The following is a 19,365-nucleotide window of genomic DNA, read 5'->3' on the forward strand; positions in this document are numbered from 1 at the left end:
CGGGGTGGGCGGCCAGGGTGGCCTGGATCTGGGAGGCGGCGGTGGCGGGCAGGTCGTTGTCGTAGAGGACGGGGAGCAGGGTGATGGCGGGGTGGTTGGCCTTCATCTCCTCGGTGAAGCCCTTGATCCGGGCGTCGGTGGTGGACACGCCGGGCTTGACGCTGATCACGATCGCCGAGCCCTTGTCACCCATCAGTTCGGCCAAGGCCTTTGCCGCGGTGCGGCCACCGGCCTCGTTGTCGGAGGAGATCCTGGAGACGCCGACGGAGTTGTCGCTGACGGTGGTGTCGACCAGGACGACCTTGGTGCCGGCGCCCTGCAGCTGTGTCAGGGACGGGGTGAGGGCCGCGGTGTCCACGGGGGAGATCAGCAGGCCGTCGGGGCGGGTGGCGGCGACCGAGTCGACGATGGGCCGCTGCACGGCGACGTCCCACTGCGCCGAGCCGTCGACGGTGAGCTTCACTCCCCGCTTCTTGGCCTGCTCCTGCGCGGCGCAGGCCATGGTGATGTAGAACGGGTCGCTCTTCACCCCGGTGATGAGCTTCAGCGTGGTGGTCTTGGAGGTGGCCGGGCCGCTGCCGCCGCCACTGCCGCAGCCGGCGGTGCCGGCCACCACCAGGGCGAGGACGGCGCAGCCGCGGGCGAGGGTTCTGGCTCCGCTGGATTCGAGCATGGTGAACTTCCTTCTGCGGGAGGGTTCCTGGGAGGGTTCCCGGGATGGGGACGGGATGGGGACTGGGTGGGTCCTGGGGTGGGTCCTGGGAGGTCCCGGGGAGGGGGCGGTGGGAGGGTTGGTTCAGCCGCGTTCGCGGCCACGTCTGCGGAACTGGTCCAGGTAGACCGCTGCGACCAGGACGACGCCGATCGCGACGTCCTGCCAGTACTGTTGGACGTCCATGATGATCAGCCCGGTGGTGAGCACCGCCGGGATGAAGACGCCGATGACCGTGCCGAGTACGCTGCCGCGCCCGCCGAACAGGCTGGCTCCGCCGAGCACGACGGCGGTGATGACCTTCAGGTTGTCGGTGGAGTGCCCGGCGATCGAGGTGGTGCCGAAGTAGGCGAGCCACATGACGCTGCCGAGTCCGGAGAGTAGGCCGGTCAGGGCGTAGATCTTGACCAGGTGGCGGTCCACGTCGATGCCGACCCGGCGGGCGGCCTCCGGGTTGGAGCCGATGGCGTAGGTGTAGCGGCCGAACCGGGTGAAGGCGAGGATCAGGCCGAAGACGACGGTGGTGGCGAACGCGATGACCACCAGCCAGGGGATCTGGCCGAAGAGCTTGCCGAAGCCGACGCGGTGCTGGAGTTCGCCGGAGACGGCGCCGGTCGGGTCCTGGCCACCGGTGATGATCTGTGCGATGCCCAGGGCCGCGCCGAAACCGCCGAGGGTGACGATCAGCGGCGGCACCTTCGCCTTCGCCACCAGCCAGCCCTGCAGGGCGCCCCAGAGCACTCCGGTGACCAGGGCGATCAGGGTGGACACCGCGATGGTGCCCCAGCCGGACTCCGCGCCGCCGTGGTGGATGGTGTACTCGGCGGACAGCACGGCGGACAGCACCAGGACGGAGCCCACGGACAGGTCGATGCCGGCGACGATGATCACGAAGGTCATGCCGACGCCGAGCACCAGGTAGATGGCCGCGTTGGTGGCGATCTGGGTGATGTCGTAGCGGGTCAGGAAGGTGTCCGGGCGGGCCGCGGTGAAGAACGCGACGAGCAGGGCCAGGACGCCGAAGGTCCAGGTCTCGTTCAGCGCGGCGATCCGGCGCACCCAGCCGGGTACGGCGCGCCCGGGCCGCGGCGGGGTGGGCGCGGCGGCCCGGTCGACCTCGCGGGGTACGTGCGTGCTCACACGGCACCGTCCTTTCCGGGGGTGGGCTGCGCGGACGTCCCCACCGAGGAGCCTGGTTCAGCGGAGCCGGGTTCAGCGGAGCCTGGTGCTCCAGGGTCGGGTGCTCCGGTGCCGGGTGTTGCAGGGTCGGGTGGCGCGGGCGCCGGGTCGAGCGCGCCGGTCATCGCCCCGACGAGTTCCTCCACCGAGGTGTGCGCGGCCTCGAAGACCGCCACCCGCCGCCCCAGCCGCAGGACTTCGACCCGGTCCGCCACCGAGAGCACCTCGGGCATGTTGTGGCTGATGAGCACCACGGAGATCCCCCGGTCGCGGACCCGCCTGATGGTCTCCAGCACCCGGCCGCGCTGGACCACGCCGAGTGCGGCGGTCGGTTCGTCCATGAAGATGACGCGGTTGGCGAAGGCCACCGCGCGGGCGACCGCGACCGACTGCCGCTGCCCGCCGGACAGGGACGCCACCGGTACGCCCACATCCCGCAGGTCGACGCCGAGTTCGGCGAAGGCGGTGACGGCCGAACGGCGCATCGCCGCGCGGTCCAGGATGCCGAGCCGGCCGAGGAGTCCGGGCCGGTACAGCTCCCGGCCCAGGTGCAGGTTGGCCGCCGCGTCCAGGTCCGGTGCGAGCGCGAGGTCCTGGTAGACGGTCTCCACCCCGTGGCGCCTGGCGTCGAGCGGGCTGCCCAGTTCGACGGGCACGCCGTCCACCAGGATCTGCCCGCCGTCCGGCCCGACGGTGCCGGACAGGGTCTTGACCAGCGTGCTCTTTCCGGCGCCGTTGTCGCCGATCAGCGCGACCACCTCACCGGGGTACACGGTGAAGTCGGCACCCTGGAGGGCGTGCACCCGCCCGTAGCGCTTGCTCAACTTCCGGGCTTCCAGAAGGGGTTCTGTCATCAGGCCGGCCTCCGCACCCGTCTTGGTAACGTTCACGCAAGTGACCGGGAGTCTGCTGCTGCGGACGACGGCCTGTCAATAGTCGCGCAACGATCCAGTGACCCATCAACTCGCCCAAATAGCTGGCAGTTGATGTTGTGTCATGGTCTTGACGAGTGATTCGCCACGTCGGAACAATTGCGTCTCGCTTGATAACGTTCCCATCCCGTCCGGAGCAATGACCGTACCCCTGAGGCGTCTTGCCGCTGATCCCCGCGGCGGTCCGTCTCCACTCGAAGGTGGTCCCCCGTGCTCTCAACCGTCCTCAGGTCCCGCGCCGCCGCGGTGGTCAGCAGCGTCCTGCTGGCCGCCTTCGGCGCCGGCGGACTCGCCACGGCCCCGGCCCACGCCGCGGCACCCAACCTCACCCAGTACGTCGACCCGTTCATCGGCACCGACGACAGCAACGCGCCGAACCCCGTCGGCGGCGGCGCGGGCGGCTCCACCTACCCGGGAGCCGTGGTGCCCTTCGGCGGGGTGCAGTTCAGCCCCGACACGCCGACCGCCTCGCCGTCCGGCTACCGCAACTCCGACACCTCGATCGAGGACTTCAGCCTCACCCACTTCGACGGGGCCGGCTGTCCCAACAACGAGGACCTGCCGCTGCTGCCGGTGACCGGCGCCCTCGGCGCCTCGCCCGGCACCAACTGGACCGGCTACGCCTCGGGTTACACCAAGTCCAACGAGTCCGCCTCGCCCGGCTTCTACAAGAACCGGCTCGACCGGTACGCCACCGACGTCGAGCTGACCGCCACCACCCGTACCGGCATGGGCCGCCTCACCTACCCGTCCCAGGCCGCCTCGCAGCTGCTGATCAACACCAGCCGCAGCGCCACCGGCAACCGCAGCGGCTCGGTCAAGGTGAACGGTTCGGAGGTGACCGGCAGCGTCACCGCCGGCGGCTTCTGCGGCTCCTCCAAGACCTACCAGATCTACTTCGACATCCGCTTCGACCGCGCCCCCACCAGCTTCGGCACCTGGGCCGGCGGCACGGTCAGCGCCGGCTCGGCCAGCACCTCCGGCACCAACACCGGCGCCTACGTCACCTTCGACACCACCGGCTCCCAGACGGTGCAGTTCAAGGTGGCCCTGAGCTACGTGAGCATCGCCAACGCCCAGGCCGACCTCGTCGCCGAGAACAACGGCTGGGACTTCGCCGCCGTCCGCTCCGCGGCCGACACCTCCTGGAACCAGATCCTCGACCGGGCCCGGGTCACCGGCGGCTCCGCCACCGACCTCAAGAAGTTCTACACCTCCCTGTACCACGTCTTCCAGAGCCCCAACATCGCCAGTGACGTCAACGGCGACTACCGGGGCTTCGACGGCGCGGTGCACAACTCCGCCCGGCCGGTCTACCAGAACTACTCCGGTTGGGACATCTACCGCTCCTGGGCGGCGCTGATCGCACTCATCGCCCCCACCGAGGCCTCCGACATCGCCAAGTCGATGGTCCTGGACGGCCAACAGGGCGGCCTGCTGCCCAAATGGTCGCAGCAGACCAACGAGGACTTCGTGATGACCGGCGACCCCGGGCCCATCATCGTCGGCAGCATGTACGCCTTCGGGGCACGGGGATTCGACACCGCGGCCGCACTGACCCTGATGAAGAAGGCCTCCGAGGGCGGCACCGCCCAGGGCTCGCCGATCCGCGGCAACCAAGGCACCTACACCGCCCTGCACTACCTGCCCGGCGCCCCCTCGGACTCGCTGGAGTACTCGGCCTCCGACTTCGCCGTCGCCCAGTTCGCCAAGGCCCTCGGTAACACCGCTGACTACTCCACCTACATGACCCGGGCGCAGTGGTGGCGCAACACCTTCAGCCCCGAGTCGGGCTACACCCAGCCGCGCAACTCCGACGGCAGCTGGAAGTGGCCGCTCGACCCCGCCGCGCAGGCCGACTTCACCGAGGGCAACGCCGCCCAGTACACCTGGATGGTCCCCTACGACTTCGCCGACCTGATCAACGACATGGGCGGCCGGCAGACCGCAGTACAACGGCTCGACCACCACTTCACCCAGGTCAACGCCGGCCAGAGCCTGCCCTACTACTACATCGGCAACGAACCCGAGCACGGCGTGCCGTGGGCCTACAACTACGCCCGCAACCCCGCCGGCGCCTCCACCGCGGTCCGCAAGGTGATGACCGAGTCCTTCACCACCGGCGCCGGCGGACTGCCCGGCAACGACGACCTGGGCGCCACCTCGGCCTGGTACGTCTGGGCGGCCCTCGGCCTCTACCCCTCCACGCCCGGCGCGGACACCCTGGCCGTGCACGGCCCGTCCTTCCCCTCCGTCCTGATCCAGCGTCCGGGCGGGAACATCACCATCAACTCCACCGGCAGCGGCTCCTACGTCCAGGGGCTGAAGGTCAACGGGACGGCCACCAGCCACAACTACCTGCGCTACCCCGACGTCGCGGCCGGCGCCACCCTGGACTTCACCATGGGCGCCGCACCGAGCACGAGTTGGGGCACCGGCGCCGCGGACGTACCGCCCTCCTTCCAGGACGGCGCGACGCCCGTACCCGCCGCCCCGGAGCTCGGCACCAACCTCGCCCAGGGCAGGGCGACCACTGCCTCGACCCCCTGCGCCGCGGCGGAGTCGAGTGACAAGGCGGTCGACTCCACCCTCAGGAACAACAGCAAGTGGTGCTCGCTGACGGCGAGCCCCTCGCTCCAGGTCGACCTGGGGTCCGCACAGACGGTCGCCTCGGTGGTCGTCAAGCACGCCGGGCTCGGCGGCGAGAACACCGCCTGGAACACCGGCGCCTTCCAGATCCAGACCAGTACCGACGGCACCAACTGGACCACCGCCGCCACCGTCACCAACTCCCGTTCCAGCCGCACCTACACCCCGTTCGCGGCGCGCACCGCACGCTACGTCCGGGTGGTGGTCTCGACTCCGTCCAACACCGGCGGCAACACGGCCACCCGGATCTACGAACTGGAGGCCTACGCCTCCGGTCCCGCCGCGCCGGGCACCCAGGCCGGGCCGATCACCTCGGGCCTGAACGCCGGGAAGTGCCTGGACGACTACACCTCGTCCACCACCTCCGGCAACGCGATCGTCCTGTGGGACTGCAACGGCAGCGGCGCCCAGGCCTGGACGCCGACCGACGGGGCCCTTCAGGTCCTCGGCAAGTGCCTGGACGTCACCTCGTCGGGCACCGCCAACGGCACCCTGGTCCAGCTCTGGGACTGCAACGGGTCGGGCGCCCAGCAGTGGCAGGCCGTCAACGGCACGCTGGTGAACCCCAACTCCGGCCGCTGCCTCGACCTCCCCGCCTCCGACACCACCAACGGCACCCGACTCGACATCTGGGACTGCAACGGTGGTGCCAACCAGAAGTGGAACCTGACCGCCTCCGTGTAGGAGCGGCGGCCCAGCCCGGTACCGCCCACCCGCTCCGGGGGTGGGCGGTACCGGGCACCGGCATTCGTGCGCCACGGCGACCGGCACGGCCTCGTACCCGTCCGGGTCGGTGGCCGGTGGTGTGGGGCTGGCGGGGCGGGGTGTCGCGGGTGGTTCGGGCGAGGGCTGCCGCTCCGACGAGCCGACGTGCTACGAGCCGTGCCCGACCCGCCGCCGGAGCCGTCCGGCCGACCGGCCGAGCCGCACCGCGGCGACCGCCGGCAGGGCGGCGGACAGCAGGAGGGCGGCCAGCAGGACCGCCGGGGTCAGCCCGCCGAGCGCGAGGGAGAGGACGGCCGCGAGCGCGGGGGCGGTGACGACGGGTGCGAGCGTCAGCAGCGTCGCCTGCCGCTTCTCGCTCCGCGACCACTGGGCGGAGTTCCAGAGCCGTACGAGTGCGGCAACGGCCGCGACCGGCGCGAGCAGCAGTCCGATCCCGGGGACGAGGGCGGCGGGGAGGGCGAGGACGATCAGACCGAGCGTGACCGCGGTGCTCCCGCCGCTCTCCGGCGCCGGGGGGCTGTCGGCCTCCTCCGCCAGGGCCGCCGCCGCGATCTCCCCCGGCGCTCCCAGCCGGCCCAGGACCTGACGGACGCTCTCCTGCTCGGTGGCGCCGGAGTCCGCCAGGGCCACCTCGATGTGCTCCCGGAGGTCCGCCAGCAGCTCCTGGCGGCGGTCGTCGGGCAGGGCCGCGGTCAGCTCCGCGACGGAGGACAGGTAGGACCGGACGAGGGGGTGGGCGAGGGTGTCGTTCACGGTGTCTCTCCAGGGGCGAGGAAGTGGTCGACGGCGTCGCGGAAGGAGGGCCAGCTGGTGGTGAACTCCTCCAGCGCGCTCCGGCCGGCGTCGGTCAGCGTGTAGTACCTGCGCGGCGGCCCGCTCTCGGACTCCCTCAGGTGGGTGTCGGCGAGCCCGGTCCGCCTCAGCCGCGAGAGCAGCGGGTAGATGGTGCCCTGACTGGTGGCCATCACCTCGACCCGGGCGAGCTCCGCCAGCAGTTCGACCCCGTAACGGGGGCCGTCCCGCAGCAGCGCCAGCACGCAGTACTCCAGCACCCCCTTGCGGAGCTGGCTCGCCACCCGGCCGTCCGCCCCCGGGATGCTTGCATAACCTTCTACCATGTAAAGCAAGGTAGCACGCAGGGCCGCGCCGCCAAGCCGTCCGTACTCGGAAAACCCTTTGCCCGCCGGGGCCGCCGAGCCCGATCCTCCTGTCATGGACCTCCCGCAGCAGGTGATCGAACTGGACGGCGGCCTCACGTTGCGCCGCTTCGACCCCGAGACGGACCTCCCGGAGCTCTTCCGGGTCATCGAGGAGTCGTTGGAGCACCTGCGCCCCTGGATGCACTGGGTTTCCGAGCACAGCCTCGCCAGCACCACCGAGTTCCTGGCCCGCCGCCCGGAGCTCTGGGCGAGCGGGGACGAGTTCACCTACGCGATCGTCCTCGACGGCGCGATCGTCGGCGCCTGCGGGCTGTTCCGGCGGGCTGACACCGAGGCCGGCGGCCGTGAGATCGGCTACTGGCTGCACCCCGCCGCCACCGGCCGGGGTGTGGCCACCCGGACCGCCCGCGCGCTCACCGAGCAGGCCTTCCGCCTCCACGGCGTCGACTTCGTGGAGATCATCCACGACCCGGCGAACCTCGCCAGCGGCGCCGTCCCGGCCAGGCTCGGCTTCACCGAACACCTCCGCCGCCCCGCCGAGTGGGGCGCCCCGGCCGAGACGGGCGAGGACCAGGTCTGGCGGCTGCACCGCACACCCGGGACGGCCCCGGCCACCCCCTGACCGACACCCGCCGCCCCGCAGCAACCCCTACCCCGGCTCCCGGCCGCACACCCCCGGCCGAGCCGGCCGCTACGCCCCGAACTCGGTCTCGGTCCAGACCGTCTTGCCCTCCGCCGACCAGCGCACGCCCCAGCTGTCGGACAGCTCCCCGGAGATGAACAGGCCCCGCCCGCCCTCGTCGCCCGCGCGGGCATGGCGCAGGTGCGGCGCGGCCGGGCTCGCGTCGGAGATCTCGCAGGTCAGCGTGCGGGCGGTGGGATTGCGGACGAGGCGCAGCCGGATCGGGGGCGTGCCGTGGCGGATGGCGTTGGTGACGAGCTCGCTGACGGTCAGCTCCGCGGCGAACTCCAGCTCCTTCAGGCCCCAGTGGGCGAGTTGTCCGATGGCGAGGCGGCGCGCGGCGGCCACGGCGGTGAGTTCGGGGTCGATGTCCCAGGTCGCCACGTCCGCGGGGTCGAGCGCGCGGGTGCGGGCGAGGAGGACGGCGGCCTGGTCGGCGGGCAGCCGGTCGAGGACGTCCCGCGCCGCCGCCGGCCGGTCCGACAGGTCGGCGCGCAGCTGCCGCAGGGTGCCGGGGTCGGCCGGATCGGGGCCGGACAGCAGGACGATCGTGCTGTCGGGCGGGAAGGGGAACTCTTCGGCGGCGAAGGGCGGGCCGTCCTCGCCCAGGGGGGAGGTCTCCGGAAGCGGGCGGTCGTTCCAGGTGCCGTCGGGCAGCAGGAGGACCAGGCTCTGCCGGCCGGCGCGGGCGACGGTGCAGCGCTGCGCGACGGGGTCGTGGACGGCGTAGGCGCAGGTGGCGGTCAGCTTGCGCGGGTCCCCGACGGCCTGGCGTTCGGCCGCCAGCCGGCGGGTGGTGTCGTGCAGGCGGGCGAGCAGGTCGTGCGGGTCGAGGTCGAGGCCGGCGAGCGCGTGGATGGCGGAGCGCAGCTGGCCCATCACCGCGGTGGCCTCCGGCCCGCCGCCGTGCACCTGGCCGACCGTGAGCGCCACCCGCGCGCCCGAGAGCGGGATGATGTCGAACCAGGCTCCCGCGCCCTGACCGGTCGGGAGGTAGCGCTGCGCGGTCTCGACCGCGCCGCGGCCCGCGGGCAGCGAGCCGGGGTCGCTGCCGTGCAGGGCGAGGGCCGTGGCGTGGGCGCGTTCGTAGTGCTGCGCGTTGTCGATGCACAGGGCGGTGTACGCGGCGATGTCGGCCACCAGCCGGACACCGGCCTCGTCGAAGGGACGCCGCGGGTGCAGGTGCCGGAGGCGGACCACGCCCAGCAGGGCGTCCCGGACCAGGAGCGGCACGGTGAGCACCCGGTCGCCGGCGACCGGGCGGTCGACGTGCGGGACGCGGTCGGTCAGGGCCGGGGCGAACTGCTCGGGGTCGAGGGCGGCGCCCACCGCGGGCGTGTCCTCGCCGGCCCCGATGGCGGCCACGCAGCGCAGGCCGGGCAGGCCGGCGGCGTCCGCGGGCTGCACGGCGGAGTCGAAGAGCGCGACGAACGCGGCGCCGGCCAGTTCGGGCACCGCGACCTCGACCAGTTCGCGTGCGCAGCGGGCGGCGTCCAGGCTGTGCCCGATGTGTTCGTGGGCGCGGTGGAGCAGTGCGAGGCGCTCACGGTTCCGCTCCCGCGGGGTGACGTCGACCGCCTCCGCCACCACGCTCATGGTGTGGGTGTCGGTGTTCTCCAGGCGGAACAGCGAGATGGCGAACGCGTGCTCCTGGCTCGGGTCGGCCGGCGGAGTGCCCCGGACCAGCAGGTCGAGGACGGGCTCGCCGGTGGTCAGGACCTCGCGGACGGCCCGCTCGACCAACGCCGGTTCGTAGCGGGCGAAGACCTCCCGCACCGGGCTGCCGAGGATGTCGTCCTCCGGCAGGCCCCGCATGGCGCAGGCCGCCCGGTTGACGCGCAGGATCCGCAGGTCGGCGCCGATCAGGTGCAGTCCGATCGGGGACTGGCTGAAGGCGGCGTCCACCGCGGGGCGGGCCCGGACGGCGGAACCGTCCGGGGGCCACACCCCCCAGCGCCGCCGGTCGCCGCCGGGCAGGGTCCCGACGGTCAGGCCGCCGCTCAGGGCCTCGGTCAGGGGTCCGGAACCGGCGGCGGCCAGGAGGTCGGACACGGGCCGACCGAGGGCTTCGGCCTCGGACAGCCCGGTGAGGCGCTGGGCCGCACGGCTCCAGGCAACGACCGTTCCCTGCTCGTCGAGAGCAGCGATGGGGCTCGGCTGGGACATGGTCCGCTCCTTCACACCCGTCCGGTCACATCGTCCCAGCTGATGGTCCGGGTGGCCCGCCCGGCGGCGGTTTCGGCTGCTCGGGCCCGTACCCGGGGGCCGGGGTGCCCTCGCCGGTACGCCGGGTGCCCTGGCCGGTACGCCGGGTTCCCTGGGGCCTGTCCGGCGGACCCTAGGAGCCGCGAAGGGCCCGGTGCACGCCGTAGGCCTCGATGAAGGTCTGGATCGTCTGCATGTCCGCCGAAAAGGATCGGGACCGCCACTTCTCCTTCCGGCCGTCGTGGTATTCGAGATCGAGCCAGACGTTGAGGGTCACCATGGAACTGTCGGAGAAGCTCTGTCCGGTCACTCTCAGCGTCAGGCCCGCCAGATCGAGGAAGTTCACGATCGCCAGCGGCTTGCCCTCGTCCGTGTACTCGACGGCGCCGTACGGCGTGATGACCAGCAGCGGGTCCGGATCGTGCGACGTCCCGTGGAGGAAGCCGGAGATCCTGCCCCGGCTCTTGGTGAAGACCTTCCAGTCGCCCGGTACCGGGCCCTGGCGCGCCTGTCCGAGGACCGTTCGTGGATCGGTCATGTCACCTCCGGTGTCTGTCGCCGACGGGCGGGCGTCGCCGTAGGGAGGAGGGCGAGCCGGTCGGGCGCGGTTCCTGCCGCGCACGAACGGATCCCGGCCGGAACCGGGAGGGCCGGGCCAAGTGGGATTCTCCGACGACCCGCGGGCGGACGCCAGTCCGGTACCGCGCGACGGTGGAGACTGACCGGATGAACCGCATGACCCGGGACGCTGAGGGCCCGCCGCCGCTCCCCGCCCACGTCGGTCCGTACCTGCGGGAACTCGTGCGGCGTACCCGCGGGGTGTGCGGGGCCGATCTGGTCAGTGTCCTGGCGGTCGGCTCGCTCGCCCTCGGGGACTACCGGCCGGGGCGCAGCGACGTCGACGTGACCGTGGTGGTGGAACCGTCCGTGCCCGGGCCGGTGCTGCGCGAGCTGGCCGGGGCGCTCGCCCACCCTCGGCTGCCCTGCCCCGCCGCCGGGCTGGAGCTGGTGGTGTACGACCGCGACTTCGCCGGCCGGGCCTCGGGCCTGGCCGGGTACCTGCTGGACCTCAACACCGGCCCGCTGCTGCCCGGGCGGGCGAGCTTCGACCCCGCGCGGGCCCCGGCGTTCTGGTACGTCATCGACCGGTCCGTGGCCCACCGGGCGGGGGTGGTCCTGTTCGGCCGGCCGGCGCGGGAGGTGATCGCGCCCCCGGCGGCGGCCGACGTGCTCGCGGCCGTCCGGGCGTCCGTGCGCGAGCACACCGAGGGCACGGGGCATCTGGCGGACAACCGCGTCCTCAACGGCTGCCGGTCGGTCGTGTTCTGCCGTACCGGCCGCTGGACGGCCAAGCGCGTGGCGGCCCGGGAGATCGCCGCCGGCGAGCCCGGCTTCAGAGCGCTCGTCGAGGCGGCGCTGGCCGGTTTCGAGCGCCCGCGGGCCGAGGCGGTCGAGCTGCCGGCCGCCGAGGTGCGGGGCTTCCTGACCTGGGTGCGCGAACGCGTGGACGAGGCCGCGGGGGCCGTCGAACGCTGAGGCGGGCGCCCGCGGCTCGGCGGGGGGGCAGATCGGCGTCACCTCACCGGCCCTCCAGCACCCAACCGGCGTGGTACGGGTCGGACAGCGCCAGCAGGGCGCCGGGCCGCACCGGGATCCCGTCGGCCGGGGCGGCCGGCGGCTCGGCCGTCAGCCGCCCTACGCTGCGCAGCTCCTCGGAGAGCACGTCGACGGTGATGGGCATCGGGTGTCCGGCGAGATGGATCAGCCGCAGGTCGGCCGCGGGACCGCTCCAGCGCACCAGGGTGCTCCCCGAGCTCTCCCTCCGCAGGGCGAAGGCGCGCACGGAGTCGAGCGGGGTGACCTGCAGCCGCCACTGCCCCCAGGCGAGGACGCGGATCAGCTCGGGCGCTGTGCCCGCGCCGATCAGGGCGCCGTGGCAGCTGCGGCCGAACGTGCCCGTCTTCAGCCGCCAGTCGTACCGGCCCGGGCCCCAGCCCGTCACCTCGGCGACGTTGTGCTCCCCGACGTGGGCGACGGAGAGGACCGCGGGCGGGCCCTCGTAGCGCAGTACCTCGGCTCCGTTGCCCGCGGCCGCCCAGCGCAGCGGCCGGGCGTGCTCGACGTCGGTGAGCCGCAGTTCCCACTCCCGGTCCGGCCCGTCGACCCGGATCCGCAGGCTGCGCAGGCCCGCCGTCCGCTCGTCGGCCCCGAGCAGGAAGCGGTGGTCCGGGCTGAAGCCGAGGCCCGGGTGGTACTCGCGCCGCAGCCCGTCGTCGTCCAGCACCTCCAGGCTGGGGGCCAGCTGGCGCCCCCGCCCCTCGTAGTGGAAGTCGAGCAGGACGGGGCCGTCCGCGGAGGGCCGCTCGAACAGCGTCGTCGCGGTGCCGACCCAGCGCCGTACGGGCGAGCGCGGATCGGGCGCGTCGACGGGCGTGACGCTGATCGACCAGTCCTGCCCCTGCTCCACCGCGAGCAGCGTCGGCCCGTCCAGCGGGACGACGTACTGCCAGGTCGGCTCCGCCCCGGTGTCCGTTCCGGGTACCGGCCCGAGGCCCTCCAGCAGGTGCGGGACGGACTTCAGGACGACCCGGTCCCGGTCGGGGCCCTTGGGGTGGGCCGCCAGGACGAACCGCTCGCGGGTGGCACGGTGGGTGATCGTCGCCCACCCGGCCGGTCCCCGGTAGTCCAGCACCTCCGGGCCCGTTCCCCCGACCTCGTGGGTGAAGGTCCGCGCGGTGGGGATCTCGCGCACCCGCAGCGACCAGTGGCCCTCGGTCTCCACCCACAGCTTCTGGTGCCGCCCCTGGCGGTCCCGGGGGAGCAGCACCAGCGCCGCGGAGTCCTCGGCCTCGAACCGTCCGACGAAGTGGCCGCGGCGGCCGGTGGGGCGCACGGTGAAGAGGTCCATCAGCGCGCCGCGCTGCTTGCGGACGTCGAGCAGCACGGCGCGTTCGGGTTTCGGGAACTCCAGCCGCGCCCGCCCCTGGCCCTTGCCCCGGCTGAACACGTGAGCCGCCACCGTCGCTCCCCTCCCCCGCCGCCGTGGGCACGTCCACGCGTGCGGCACGTACGGCACCCACAGCACGGTACGGCCGGGGCGGCGCCGGCGTCATGGCGTTGCACCGATCGGTGCCGCGTCCCCTCCGCCGCCGGCCCGCGGGGGGCTGCTCAGAGGGTGGCCAGGAAGGCGCCGACCGCGGCGGCGAACGCCTCGGGCGCGCCCGTGCAGACGAGGTGGTCGGCGTCCAGCTCCACCGGCACCGTACCCGGACGGCGCTCGACCATGGCGGCCAGCTGCTCGGGCGGGATGATCCCCCTGGTGCCGTGGATGAGCAGGGCCGGGCAGGTCGTGGCCGTCCAGTCGCCCCAGTGGTCACCGTGTACCCGGTCCTCGGACCGGTACATGTCCTCGGGGTGGAAGGGCAGCCGCCAGGTGCCGTCGGCGTCCTGCCGCAGCCGGTCGGAGAAGTACGGCGCTGCCGGGCCGAAGCCCGCGAGCAGTGCGTCCCGGTCGGGAGCCCGGTAGGGCAGGTTCAGCAGGAACCCGAAGGGATTCGACCCGTCCAGTCCGAGCGATGCGGCGCCCTCCGCGTTGACGAGTGCGCTGACGCGCTCGGGGTGGCGGGCGGCGAACTGGTAGGCGTTGATCGCTCCCAGCGAGTGCCCGAGCAGCACCACCCGGTCCAGCCCCAGGTGGTCGAGGAGGGCCAGGACGTCGGCGAGGTAGCCGTCCCGCGAGTAGTCGGCGGCGCGGTCGGACTCCCCGTGGCCGCGCTGGTCGGGGGCGATCAGCCGCCATTCGGGGCCGAGCGCCGCGGCGAGGCGGGCGAAGGTGGCGCCCTCGGACAGGTGCCCGTGCAGCGCGACCAGCGGGCGGCCCGCACCGCCGAAGTCGAGGTAGGACAACCGGCGGCCCTCGATGGAGAGTTCGGCGCGGGTGGCGGTGTCGGTCGCGGTCAGGTCGTTCATGGCGGGATCCCCCTCGTTCGGCGGTTCGGCTTGACGGGATGAACCCTACCGAGGATTTGTACGCTCGTGCAAGACATTTGAGTAAGACGTACGTATGACCAGATGGGCTCGCCGGTGGACGCCGAGAGGGTGGCCGACAACGCGCCGGCGTGGACGTTCACCCGCCGGCGGCGGCCCCCTGGCGCAGGGCCTGCGTGCCGACGGCAGAACCGTGCAGCAGTGCATGTCCGCCGCCCTGTCCCGGCTGCGCGAGGCCGGGCTGTCGGTTCCGTTCTGATCGCCGTCCTCGGTTCCTCTCGGACGGCGATCACGACCTCCCGTCACATCGCCGGCTGCCCCGCACGGGCGGGGCGGCGCCCGATCTGCTTGATCACCAGCGTGGTTGAGCGCTTCCGGTCATACTGACGGGCATGATCGGGTGGCTGCTGTTCACGGGGGTCCTGGTCCTGTTCGTGCTGGCCCTCACCGCCGAGGCGGACGCCGCCGGGACGGAGGCGGACACGGCACAGGCGCAGCGCGAGGCGGACGCGTGGCGTGCGGCGCGCATCGAGTCCGATGCCGACGTCCGGCTCGGATCCGTCCTGTACGCGTTCCTGATCGCGGACCGCCGCGAGCCGGGCGCCCTCGCCACGGCCGCCGGCGCCCTGGTGGCGGGCGGTGCGCTGCAGGTGCGCTCGCGCGGCTCGCACGGCGCCCGGCTGACCGCCACCGGACTGCCCCTGCCCGCCGGCTGCGGCACGGTGGAGGAGCGGTTGCTGCGCGCCGTGGAGAGCGCCGGGGACGTCGGCAACGTGCACGACCTCCCCGGGGTGCGCGAGCTGACGGCGGGCCTGGACGACTCGCCCCTCACCTGCCTCTACCTGAGCCCGCACCAGGAGTTCCCGACCGAGGCCCGCCGACGGACCCGGTGGGGGCCGGTGGTCGCGGCGACGGCCGTTCCCGTCGCCGTCGCCGCGGTGGTCCTGCAGGCCTGGATCCCGGCCGCGCTGACGCTCGCCCTCGGCGCCTTCCTGCTGCGCCGCCCGAGCGGGACCGCGACCGTGCGGCGAGCGCCCCGGCGGACGGCCGCCGCCCGCCTGGTCCAACTTCAGGCCCAGGAGCGGCACAAGCAGCTCGATCCCGGGCTGCGCGACCCCGGCCGCCGCTACACCGCGGCCGAGGCCGGCTGGGCCGTCGCCGTCTTCGGCGAGCCGGCCCTCGCCCTCGTCGATCCGCTGCTGCCCCGCGTCGCCCTGCCCCCGCAGTACGACCCGCCCATGGGGCCCGGCGAGTAGGGACCGTGGGGCAGCGGACGGCCCACCGCTTCCACAGGGCATGATGCTGGGTCGGGCAGGAGGGAGAGCGGGCGATGGAGTACGACAAGGCGTTCGAGAACGAGGTGCTGGCCTCCGCACTGGGCGCACTGGCCGGAGCGGGCCGGCGGGGAGCCGAATGGATGGCGCGGCTGCTGCCGACGCACCTCCACGAGGCGGAGATCGGGCTGTCCCTGCCGTTCGCCGACGCCGTCTCGAAGGCCGAGGTCGTGCTGCGCGGCCTCGGCCGCCCGGTCGGCCCGATGCGGCCCGAACTCCAGGACGGACTACGGATGTTCCGGGTGCTCACCGGGGGCGGATCGCTCAATCTCAACCCGGTGCTCGTGACCGCCGTGCTGGTGGCGGCGCCCCCCGGCAGCCGGCTCCACCTGCGGGTGGCCGCCAAGGAGGGCCTGGTCCGCCAGCGCGCGGCCGAGCGGACCGGGCGCCAGGTGGAGAGCCTGCTGCGGACCGCCCTGGACTGACCCGACCCGCGGCCGGCGGGAACCGGTCGGGCGTGCCCGCTACCGCCACGGTCCGTCCCGGCGGGCCTCAGCCGCCCGCCGGAACGGGCGGAGCGGACTCCAGCAGGACGTCCTCGGCGTCCACGAACATGAAGCGCTGGCCGAACTGGACCTGGTAGTACGCCTTCCGGCCCCGCACCACGGCGTGCGAGGCCAGGTCGAAGGTCCTGGCGTAGTAGTACTCCCCGAGGACCCTGGGGCCCGCGGTGTAGCGCTGGCCCGGGAGCAGTTCGTACGGCAGCGGGGAGAGCGGCTGTACGGGGATCTCGGGCGGGTAGGCGGCGGCCTCCGGGTAGGCGCGGCCGTAGACCGGCACGGATGCCCGGCCGGGCCTGGTGGTCACGGTCATGGCCCGGGCCGGGAGAGCGGTGGGCGCACTCGCGGGGTTGCGGAACCACCCCTTCTGGCCCAGGTACCAGACGGCCGTCCAGTCGCCGCTGCGCCCGGCGACGGCGTACTGCTGGCCGGTGCTGACCCGCGCGGCGGAGTCCCGGATCGCCCAGGTGCCGGGGGTCGGGCGGATGCCGACGTCGGTGAGCAGCGCCGCGTCGTCACGGGGTTCGGTGCGCAGGGTGACGGAGGCCGAGCCGTGGACGGGGCACAGTTGCCGCGCCTCACCCTCGCCGCCTTGGTCCGCGCCCGCGCCCGCGCGCTCGCCCTCGCCCTCGCAGGAGTAGGGCTCGGTGTTGGCCTCGAAGTCCGGAGCGATGGTGACCACGCCCGCCGTCCCCGCGTCGCCCTCGGCCGCGAAGGGCCGGCCCAGCAGCGCGAAGTAGTGCGCCCAGTCCCAGTAAGGGCCGGGGTCCGAGTGCATGGTGGGCACCGAGGCGGTCACCGGGCCGGGTACGCCGTCGTGCCCGACGATGTGGGCCCGGTCGATCGGTACCCCGTACCGGGCCGCGAGGTGCCGGACCAGTTTCGCCGAACTCCGGTACAGGGCCTCGGTGTACCACTGGCCGGTGGCGAGGAAGCCCTCGTGCTCGATGCCCACCGACCTGGCGTTGACGTACCAGTTCGCGGCGTGCCGACCGATGTCCCTCACCCTCAGGTGGTTGGCCACGTGGCCGTCGCCGGAGCGGATGGTGTAGTGCCAGGAGGCGTAGGCGGGGTCGGTGACCAGGTTGAGCGTGGTCGACCAGCTCTCCTCGGTGTCGTGCACGACGATGTAGTCGATCGGCTGGTCGGCCGGCCGGTCGGCGAGGTCGTGGTTGCCGAAGTCGCCCGGCTGATCGGAGAGTTGCCGGTAGGGCGCGGGCAGCCACTCGCAGTCGAGGTCGGACGGGCAGTCCGGGCCCTGCTCCTCGTCCGAGGCCCTGGACTGGTGCCCCCGCACCTCCCGTCCGCCACGTCTGGGGGTGATCTTCGCGGCGGGGAGCCGAACGGTGCCGCCCGCACCGTCGGTGACCCGGGACGGGCCCTCGGCGATCACCGCGAACACCTCCTCGGCGAACTGCCGCCCCGCCGAACCCAAGTCGTCCCCGGCCCGGGCCCCGGCCCCGCTCCCCGCCCCGACACCGATCCCGCCCCCGACCCCGACCCCGACCACCGCCTCGCCGTAGCGGGCCACCGCGCCGTACCAGTCGGCGGGATCGCCCGTACGGGCCTCCCCGAGTGCCGCCTGATGCGCTGCCAGGAGCGCCGCCCCACCGGCGATGTTGGCCGCCGGGTCCGACCTCAGCAGCTCCGGGGGCAGGCCGGTGAGCCGGGCGGCCTCGTCGACGGTCTGCGCCCCCGCGGGCGGAGCGCCCGCCGGCGCCGTCCGACGTACGGTCGGCGGCGACGCCTCCTCCCCGTGACCGACGGCCGCCGCGCCACCGCCACCTGGGTGCAGGCGGGACGCGGCTGCCAGCGCCCGGCGGGCGTCGGTCAGATGCATGGGCCCGTAGCCCGCGTCCCTGCTGGGCGCGCCGCCGTGGGCGTCCCAACGGCTCTCCAGGTAGGAGACACCGAGCAGCACGGCCGGCGGCACCCCGTAGCGCGCGGCCGCGACCGCGAAGGCCGCCGCCCGGCCGCCCCCGCCGGACACCTCCGCCACCGCCCGGGGCACCACCACCGCCGCCGGCAGCAGTCCGAGCACGAGAACGAGCGCCACGCGGGCCCGGGCGCCCGCCGGTCGCGGAAGGAATGCAGGTCTGGGCATGCCGTAGTGCTCCCTCGGGCGTGACGACCCGACACCCCGTGGAGCGAAGATCACCCGGCGGCAGCAACAGGAGCGGAGCACCCGGTGCCCCTCCGGGCGGAAGGCGGGTAATTCGGTTGATCCCACCCCGGGCCGGGGGCAGACTCTCCCGGTTGAGCAGACGCGCCTGAGTGCCCGCCGCAGGCCGTGCCGAGTCGCCGCCCGGGGAGTGCCCACCATGCCGGTTCCGCACCCAGCACTGCCGTCGGGCTATCGGGCCCGCCCGACGACCGCCGAGGACGTCGACACCGTCCACCGCCTGGTGGGAGCCTGCGAGCGCGAGCTGTACGGCCGGGCACAGACCGACCCCGGCCGGATCGCCGCCGATCTCGCCCGACCGGGCCTCGTCCCCGAGCTGGACACCCTGCTGATCCACGACCGGACGGGAGCCCCCGCCGCCCGAGCCTGGGTCGACCGGCGCTCCGAGATCGACGTCCACCCCGACCACCGGGGCCGCGGCCTGGGCGCCGCCCTCCTGGACTGGGCCGAGGCCCGGGCCCGCAAGGTGGGCGGCGCCCAGATCGTCCAGACGATCCCGGACGGCGACCCGCACGCCGTCGCCCTGCTGCGGTCCCGCGACTACCGGCCGATGGTCACCGAATGGCTGCTGGAGTTCGCCATGCCCGACGAACCGGCGGTGCCCGAACCGCCCGCCGGCGTCACCGTCCGACCGTTCCGCCCCGGCGACAAGCACGCCGCGCACCAGCTGATCGAGGACGCCTTCGACGAGTGGCAGCAGCGGCGCAGGAGCTACCCCGAGTGGGCCCGGGCCACCGTCGAGCGCCCCGCCTTCGCCCCCGCGATGTCCACGGTGGCCCTCGCCGACGGCCGACTGATCGGCGCCGCCATCGCCCTGGACCTCCCCGACACCGGCGAGGGCTACATCGAGCAGCTCGCCGTCCACCCCGACCACCGCGGCCGGGGCATCGCCCGCATCCTGCTGCGCCACACCTTCCGCGCCTTCCACCGCGAGGGCCGGCGCACCTGCACCCTCGGAACGCACTCGCAGACCGGCGCGCTCGCCCTGTACCTCCGGGTGGGCATGGCCGTCCGGCACAGCTCCACCGTCCACCGCAAGGAGCTCCGCCCGGACGAGGGCCTCGGCCGGTAGCCCGCCGCCGGCCTCGGTCGTCCTCCGAGCCGCCCGACGCGGACA

Annotated in this window: 15 protein-coding genes and 1 pseudogene; 6 read left to right on the forward strand and 10 right to left on the reverse strand. The window is 73.7% G+C overall.

Translation table 11 applies throughout. From position 1 onward, the window contains the following. The 3 genes and pseudogenes from ACFTWP_RS00005 to ACFTWP_RS00015 form a co-directional block, all read right to left on the reverse strand. Nucleotides 1–673, reverse strand: a 673-nt coding sequence (locus tag ACFTWP_RS00005) for a substrate-binding domain-containing protein (RefSeq protein ID WP_380260868.1), incomplete at its 3' end; no start/stop codon positions are given. Between the two features lie 123 nt (nucleotides 674–796). After that, nucleotides 797–1,852, reverse strand: coding sequence for an ABC transporter permease (locus tag ACFTWP_RS00010; protein WP_380260870.1), 1,056 nt, complete (start codon nucleotides 1,850–1,852; stop codon nucleotides 797–799). A gap of 149 nt (nucleotides 1,853–2,001) precedes the next feature. Continuing rightward, nucleotides 2,002–2,745: pseudogene (locus ACFTWP_RS00015) on the reverse strand (ATP-binding cassette domain-containing protein); the annotation flags it as partial. Between the two features lie 288 nt (nucleotides 2,746–3,033). Between ACFTWP_RS00015 and ACFTWP_RS00020 the strand changes: the two are divergent. After that, a complete protein-coding gene (locus tag ACFTWP_RS00020) occupies nucleotides 3,034–6,156 on the forward strand; it encodes a GH92 family glycosyl hydrolase (protein WP_380260872.1) in 3,123 nt (1,040 codons plus the stop codon). A gap of 189 nt (nucleotides 6,157–6,345) precedes the next feature. Here ACFTWP_RS00020 and ACFTWP_RS00025 read toward each other — a convergent pair whose 3' ends face one another. Together ACFTWP_RS00025 and ACFTWP_RS00030 are read right to left on the reverse strand one after the other, a co-directional pair. After that, a complete protein-coding gene (locus ACFTWP_RS00025) occupies nucleotides 6,346–6,951 on the reverse strand; it encodes an HAAS signaling domain-containing protein (protein ID WP_380260874.1) in 606 nt (201 codons plus the stop codon). Next, nucleotides 6,948–7,316 carry a PadR family transcriptional regulator gene (locus tag ACFTWP_RS00030; RefSeq protein ID WP_380260876.1) on the reverse strand — a complete coding sequence of 123 codons (369 nt, stop codon included), beginning with the start codon at nucleotides 7,314–7,316 and terminating at the stop codon, nucleotides 6,948–6,950. The genes ACFTWP_RS00025 and ACFTWP_RS00030 overlap by 4 nt, the downstream gene beginning before the upstream one ends. A gap of 94 nt (nucleotides 7,317–7,410) precedes the next feature. Between ACFTWP_RS00030 and ACFTWP_RS00035 the strand changes: the two genes are divergently transcribed. Continuing rightward, nucleotides 7,411–7,980, forward strand: a complete 570-nt coding sequence (locus ACFTWP_RS00035; protein ID WP_380260878.1) for a GNAT family N-acetyltransferase — start codon at nucleotides 7,411–7,413, stop codon at nucleotides 7,978–7,980. Between the two features lie 69 nt (nucleotides 7,981–8,049). Here ACFTWP_RS00035 and ACFTWP_RS00040 read toward each other — a convergent pair whose 3' ends face one another. Together ACFTWP_RS00040 and ACFTWP_RS00045 are read right to left on the reverse strand one after the other, a co-directional pair. After that, nucleotides 8,050–10,206 carry a SpoIIE family protein phosphatase gene (locus tag ACFTWP_RS00040; RefSeq protein ID WP_380260880.1) on the reverse strand — a complete coding sequence of 719 codons (2,157 nt, stop codon included), beginning with the start codon at nucleotides 10,204–10,206 and terminating at the stop codon, nucleotides 8,050–8,052. A 172-nt stretch (nucleotides 10,207–10,378) separates the two neighbouring features. Beyond that, complete coding sequence (locus ACFTWP_RS00045; RefSeq protein ID WP_380260882.1) at nucleotides 10,379–10,783, reverse strand: hypothetical protein; 405 nt, start codon at nucleotides 10,781–10,783, stop codon at nucleotides 10,379–10,381. 188 nt (nucleotides 10,784–10,971) lie between these two features. On the opposite strand from ACFTWP_RS00045, the gene ACFTWP_RS00050 reads away from it, so the two are divergent. Next, entirely contained in the window at nucleotides 10,972–11,781 is an 810-nt protein-coding gene (locus ACFTWP_RS00050; RefSeq protein WP_380260884.1) for an aminoglycoside adenylyltransferase domain-containing protein, read from the forward strand. A 43-nt stretch (nucleotides 11,782–11,824) separates the two neighbouring features. Here ACFTWP_RS00050 and ACFTWP_RS00055 read toward each other — a convergent pair whose 3' ends face one another. Both ACFTWP_RS00055 and ACFTWP_RS00060 read right to left on the reverse strand, forming a co-directional pair. After that, nucleotides 11,825–13,264, reverse strand: coding sequence for a hypothetical protein (locus ACFTWP_RS00055; protein WP_380260886.1), 1,440 nt, complete (start codon nucleotides 13,262–13,264; stop codon nucleotides 11,825–11,827). Nucleotides 13,265–13,413: 149 nt separating this feature from the next. Then, the gene (locus ACFTWP_RS00060; RefSeq protein WP_380260888.1) at nucleotides 13,414–14,214 is read right to left on the reverse strand and encodes an alpha/beta fold hydrolase; all 801 of its coding nucleotides are present in this window, start codon (nucleotides 14,212–14,214) and stop codon (nucleotides 13,414–13,416) included. Nucleotides 14,215–14,624: 410 nt separating this feature from the next. Between ACFTWP_RS00060 and ACFTWP_RS00065 the strand changes: the two genes are divergently transcribed. Together ACFTWP_RS00065 and ACFTWP_RS00070 are read left to right on the forward strand one after the other, a co-directional pair. Continuing rightward, complete coding sequence (locus ACFTWP_RS00065; protein WP_380260890.1) at nucleotides 14,625–15,488, forward strand: hypothetical protein; 864 nt, start codon at nucleotides 14,625–14,627, stop codon at nucleotides 15,486–15,488. Nucleotides 15,489–15,562: 74 nt separating this feature from the next. Next, entirely contained in the window at nucleotides 15,563–15,991 is a 429-nt protein-coding gene (locus ACFTWP_RS00070; RefSeq protein WP_380260892.1) for a hypothetical protein, read from the forward strand. Between the two features lie 67 nt (nucleotides 15,992–16,058). Here ACFTWP_RS00070 and ACFTWP_RS00075 read toward each other — a convergent pair whose 3' ends face one another. Next, complete coding sequence (locus ACFTWP_RS00075; RefSeq protein WP_380260894.1) at nucleotides 16,059–18,170, reverse strand: N-acetylmuramoyl-L-alanine amidase; 2,112 nt, start codon at nucleotides 18,168–18,170, stop codon at nucleotides 16,059–16,061. A 217-nt stretch (nucleotides 18,171–18,387) separates the two neighbouring features. On the opposite strand from ACFTWP_RS00075, the gene ACFTWP_RS00080 reads away from it, so the two are divergent. Beyond that, nucleotides 18,388–19,320, forward strand: coding sequence for a GNAT family N-acetyltransferase (locus tag ACFTWP_RS00080; RefSeq protein ID WP_380260896.1), 933 nt, complete (start codon nucleotides 18,388–18,390; stop codon nucleotides 19,318–19,320). Nucleotides 19,321–19,365: the final 45 nt, after the last annotated feature.

Origin of the sequence: Kitasatospora sp. NPDC057015, from assembly GCF_042673745.1 — a bacterium.
Classification (GTDB): domain Bacteria; phylum Actinomycetota; class Actinomycetes; order Streptomycetales; family Streptomycetaceae; genus Kitasatospora.